Origin of the sequence: Gemella sp. 27098_8_155 (assembly GCF_041433725.1) — a bacterium.
Lineage (GTDB): Bacteria > Bacillota > Bacilli > Staphylococcales > Gemellaceae > Gemella > Gemella haemolysans_D.
On the sequence record NZ_JAPWCA010000034.1, the window covers coordinates 1 to 5,196 of the forward strand.

7 protein-coding genes are annotated in these 5,196 nt (G+C 30.0%); 5 read left to right on the plus strand and 2 right to left on the minus strand.

All coding sequences use genetic code 11. The features are described 5' to 3' along the window. The 4 genes from O5Y44_RS08625 to O5Y44_RS08640 form a co-directional block, all read left to right on the plus strand. Window positions 1–840 (plus strand): SSURE domain-containing protein (locus tag O5Y44_RS08625; RefSeq protein WP_371465987.1); only part of this gene is annotated, 840 nt, incomplete at its 5' end. Window positions 841–922: 82 nt separating this feature from the next. After that, complete coding sequence (locus tag O5Y44_RS08630; protein WP_371465988.1) at window positions 923–1,612, plus strand: response regulator transcription factor; 690 nt, start codon at window positions 923–925, stop codon at window positions 1,610–1,612. Window positions 1,613–1,632: 20 nt separating this feature from the next. Further along, window positions 1,633–2,661, plus strand: a complete 1,029-nt coding sequence (locus O5Y44_RS08635) for a HAMP domain-containing sensor histidine kinase (RefSeq protein ID WP_371465989.1) — start codon at window positions 1,633–1,635, stop codon at window positions 2,659–2,661. Between the two features lie 183 nt (window positions 2,662–2,844). Beyond that, window positions 2,845–3,102 carry a metal-sensitive transcriptional regulator gene (locus tag O5Y44_RS08640; RefSeq protein ID WP_371465990.1) on the plus strand — a complete coding sequence of 86 codons (258 nt, stop codon included), beginning with the start codon at window positions 2,845–2,847 and terminating at the stop codon, window positions 3,100–3,102. A gap of 128 nt (window positions 3,103–3,230) precedes the next feature. Here O5Y44_RS08640 and O5Y44_RS08645 read toward each other — a convergent pair whose 3' ends face one another. Together O5Y44_RS08645 and O5Y44_RS08650 are read right to left on the minus strand one after the other, a co-directional pair. After that, the gene (locus tag O5Y44_RS08645) at window positions 3,231–3,527 is read right to left on the minus strand and encodes a rhodanese-like domain-containing protein (RefSeq protein WP_371465991.1); all 297 of its coding nucleotides are present in this window, start codon (window positions 3,525–3,527) and stop codon (window positions 3,231–3,233) included. 27 nt (window positions 3,528–3,554) lie between these two features. Continuing rightward, window positions 3,555–3,860, minus strand: coding sequence for a rhodanese-like domain-containing protein (locus O5Y44_RS08650; protein WP_371465992.1), 306 nt, complete (start codon window positions 3,858–3,860; stop codon window positions 3,555–3,557). A gap of 317 nt (window positions 3,861–4,177) precedes the next feature. Here O5Y44_RS08650 and O5Y44_RS08655 point away from each other — a divergent pair. Continuing rightward, window positions 4,178–5,196, plus strand: a 1,019-nt coding sequence (locus O5Y44_RS08655) for a hypothetical protein (RefSeq protein WP_371465993.1), incomplete at its 3' end; no start/stop codon positions are given.

Genomic DNA, 5,196 nt, shown 5'->3' on the forward strand with positions numbered 1-5,196 from the left:
GATAAAGCAAACTTCCCTGGACCATTCACAGCTGGAGTAAATCAAGTAATTCCTTATGAATTCTTTGGTGGAGATGGAATGTTAACAAGATTAATCTTGAAATCATCAGACAAAGCACCATGGTCAGATAATGGATCAGCGAAAAATCCAGCATTATTACCATTAGAAAAACTAGGGAAAGGATTATACTTCTATGAAGTAGACTTAGCAGGAACAAAAGGAAAATCAGATAAAGAGTTACTAGACTTATTAAAAGCAAATGGAACACAAAGCTACAAAGCTACAATAAAAATATATGGTGAAAAAGACGGAAAAGCGGATCTAACAAATGTAGTAGCGACAAAAGAAGTGACTATAAATCTACACAAAGAAACTAAGCAAATGGACATGAAACCAGGAAAAGATATGATGCAAAATAATACAGATACTGGTTCAATGAATTCAAATGTAAGTGGAAAAGTAATGAATATGAGTAAATCTGATAATATGTCTATGGAATCTAGTATGAATAAAGCTATGATGCCAGATAATATGACTATGGATTCTCATATGAATAAAGATATGATGCAAGATAATATGACTATGGATTCTCATATGAATAAAGATATGATGCAAGATAATATGACTATGGATTCTCATATGAATAAAGATATGATGCAAGATAATATGACTATGAATACTCATATGAGTAATGGAATGATGAAAAAAGGTATTCTACCAAAAACAAGTGCAGCACCTGAAGGAACAATGAGTTCAACAAATTCATCAAATACTGGATTACTAGGATTAATCATTGCAAGCTTCTTAGGTCTATTAGGATTCAGAAGAAAAAATAATTAATAAATAAAATAAACTTGTAGATTTTATCGAAATAGTGCTATACTTTTATTGTATAGTACTATTTTGATAAGAGGAGTTAAATATGGTTAATAAAATTTTATTAGTAGATGATGAAATAGAAATAACGGAGATAAATAAACGATATTTAGAGCAAGGTGGATATGATGTTGATATCGCTAATGATGGTAAAGAAGCTTTAGAGAAATACAAGAAAAATAAATATTCTTTAATAATTACAGATATAATGATGCCCAATATGGATGGTTATGATTTAATCAGTGAAGTACAGTATTTAGATGAGGAACAACCATTTTTATTCATAACAGCGAAAACAACAGAACCAGATAAAATCTACGCTTTAAGTTTGGGGGCAGATGACTATATAGTAAAACCATTTAGTCCAAGAGAATTAGTTTTAAGAATTAGAAATATACTACGTAGAATTGAGAAAAATAGTAGTGAAAATATTTTAACTTTAGGTGATTTGAAAATTACCTATAATAGTAGAATTGCTATGGTAAATGATAGACAATTAGAACTAACCGTGAAATCTTTTGAATTATTATGGCTACTGGCCAATAATCCAGAGCGCGTTTTTTCTAAAACAGAATTGTATGAAAAAATTTGGCAAGACGAATATGTTGAAGATGCAAATACATTAAACGTGCATATACACTCATTAAGGAGAATCTTAACAAAATATTCAACAGAAAAAACACCAAGTATAAAAACTGTATGGGGTCTAGGATACAAAATGGAAAAACAAGTTTAAAAATGGAAAGGAAATATAGTATGAAATTAAAAGATTATATTATTGTTGGATATATTTTATCATTTTTAATAACTATTATGGCTGTTTTTTGGGCTTCAAATTTAATGTTAATTGAAAAAAAAGATACATATTTTATAGTTGTAATTACAATAATTGCGGGGCTAATTGGAGCTACGATTAGTATTATATTACTAAAAGGTGTATTTAAGTCATTACGTGTTCTAAAGAGACAAACGATTAGTATAACTGAGAAAAATTTTGATATTAGAAATACTGTAGAAGGTCCTACTGAGTTTAGAGAACTATCATTATCATTCAATGAAATGGCAAAACATTTAAAAGAAAGTTTTGAGTCATTAGAAGAAAGTGAAAAAGAAAAATCTCTTATGATAGCCCAGTTATCTCATGATATAAAAACTCCTATAACTTCAATTCAATCAACGGCAGAAGGTATGTTAGATGGAATAATAAAAGAAGAAGAATATAAATATTATCTAGAAACAATTTGTCGTCAAACGACAAGGTTGAATAAACTTGTTGAAGAATTAAATTACTTAACTTTAAGTGTTAAAGATACTAGTGAAGATGATAAAAATGAAACAATATTTTTAGACAAATTATTGATTGACTGTATGTCAGAGTTTAAGTTGCGAGCAGAAAAAGAAAAAAGAGATATCTATATTAAAGTTATTCCTGAGAATGCTAAAATAGTAAGTAATTACAATAAAATTCAAAGAATTATCGTGAATTTAATAGGTAATGCATTTAAGTATTCACCAAGCGGGACAAAAATAGAAATAGTTGCCGAAATAAAAAATCAAGAATTATCTATTTCTATAATTGATGAAGGTTGCGGTATAAAAGAAGAAGAGATTGATAATATTTTTAAAAGATTATATCGTGTTGAAGCATCAAGAAATATGAAAACAGGTGGTTATGGCTTAGGTTTGGCAATAGCGAAACAGTTAGCCTTACAAATAAATGGAGACATATTAGTAGAAAGTGAATATGGTAAAGGAAGTAAATTTATTTTAAAAATTAATTGTTAATATACTGAGTATACAAGAAAATCTTTGAATCAGATTTATTATTTTGAAAGAATAATTGGGGTTAGATTTTTAGGAATTTTCAATATAAAAACATAAAAAAATAAAAACTTAAAAATTTTTTAAATTTTGACAAAATAAATTTTTCACGGTATAATGAAAAAAAATCTACTGAGGAAAATAAACATGGCAAAATCGAAGTATATTACGCGCCTTAAACGTTCTGAAGGACAACTTAGAGGGATTCAAAAAATGATAGAAGAAGAGAGAGATTGTATTGATATAATAACTCAATTAAGTGCGGTTCGTTCAAGTGTTGATCGTGTTATTGAGTTATTAATAACAGAAAATCTTATGGAATGCATTAATAACCCCTTAGAAAATCCTGTAGAGCAGAAAGAAAAAATAGAAAAAGCTATAAAATATATAGTAAAAAATAAATAGTTTAAAGAAATGATAAAAAGACTTGGTTCTAAATAATTTTAGGAACAAGTCTTTTTTGATGATGTATTAATTTTATATTAACGAGAACTTAATATAGTGAAAATTGGTTGTTTTTATTGTTTAATATTTTATTTTGTTTCTCCAGGCCAATTATTCATACCACCTTCGATATTTGTTACATCGAATCCTTGAGTTTCTAAAAAATCATATGCTTTAGCTGAACGTCCACCAGCTTGGCATATTACATAGTATTTTTGATTCTTATCTAATCTAGTGAATTCTATACCTAGAGTACTCAGAGGAAAATTTTTAGCAGAAGGAATATGCCCTGCTTCATACTCGTGATTTTCTCTTACATCAAGAATCATAAGTTCCTCATTATTATACTTTTCATAAAAATCTTTCATTGAAATATTGTTTTTCATGATTTTTTCCTTTCAATATTAGTAATTTTAGACTGTTTTGCCTCTCCATGCATGCATACCGCCTTGGATATTAATAACATCGTATCCTTTCTTTTTTAGTTTTTTTGCTGCAAGTTTGCTTCTAGCTCCAGAGTGACAAATAACATATACTTTTTTATCTGTTATTGGTGTAAATTGACCAATTTCATTAAGTGGAACATTTTTTGCATTTTTTATATGTCCCCTTCGAAATTCTCCAGGTGTTCTTACATCTATTAATTGAATATTTTCTTTAAGTTTTTGTTCTAGCTCGATAGTAGAAATACTATCTACTTTTGTGAATAAGAAAAACATTATTATACCTCCTAATATACCCTTACGGGGTATATTAAACCATGAAATAAAGGATTTGTCAAAAGAATTGATTTGAATTTATACATTAAGATTGATTAGTTACAAATAAAATACAATTAAAATTGAAAAAAAGTAAATTATTATAAATAAAAAATCTTATAAGTATAATAAGATGAAAAATGAAAATTATTGCTGAAAATAAATTTTCAAATATTTGGATGTTATATACTTGACAAATAAGAAAAATAGGAGAATAATGGAAGGGGAAGTGACCTTCATTTTTATAAAAAACAACCAACAATTTAGGAGGAAATTAAATGAAAAAAATATCAAAAGTAGCTACTGCAAGTGTATTATTATTTACATTAGCGAATCCACTAGCTGTATTTGCTGAGAATAAAGTAGGTAATGTTTCCGAAACAAGCAGTAATAAAACAACACAAGATCTTACTATTACTTCAGAAGAAATCAATGGTGACATAGTATTTCATGTGACTGCACAGAGAGATACTTATGAAGCTATTGTATATGCCAAAATTAATGGGAAAAATTATACTTATAATTTAGGTAATCTAAAAAAAGGTCAAGTATCTAAGATAGTTCAACCAGATGCAAGTATAAATAACAATAATGCTTCTATCTTAAAAGAAAGCACTAAAGGAAGAATATTGCCAAATACAAGTGCAGTAAGAGAATTAGTAGAAAAATCAGTTTCATATAGTAATGAATTAAATGGAAATACAATTGAAGCAAAAGTTGTATATAAAGTATATGAGTTAGTAGAAAAACAATCAACTCAAAATGATGGAAGAGAATATATTTCAGAAAGTACTGTTAAGGAAAGTGCTATTGTAAAACCTGAAGTACCAGTAAAACCTAAAAATAAAGAAGTATTGGGTGGAGCAGTAGTAGAACCAGCTGTTCAACCAGAATTACCAAAAGCAGTAGTGCCAGCAGCACCAGCACCAAAAACAGAGGAACCAGCAGCGCCAGCACCGAAAGCAGAAGAGCCAGCAGCACCAGCACCAAAAACAGAGGAACCAGCACCAAAAGCAGAGGAACCAGCGGCACCAGCACCAGCACCAAAAGCAGAGGAACCAGCAGCGCCAGCACCGAAAGTAGAAAAACCAGCAGCACCAGCACCAAAAGCAGAGGAACCGGCAGCACCAGCACCAAAAGCGGAGGAACCAACGGTGCCAGCACCGAAAGCGGAGGAACCAGCGGCACCAGCGCCAAAAGTGGAGGAACCAGCGGCGCCAGCACCGAAAGCAGAAAAACCAGTAGCGCCAGCACCAAAAGCGGAAGAGCCAGCAACACCAGCGCCAAAAGCAGAAGA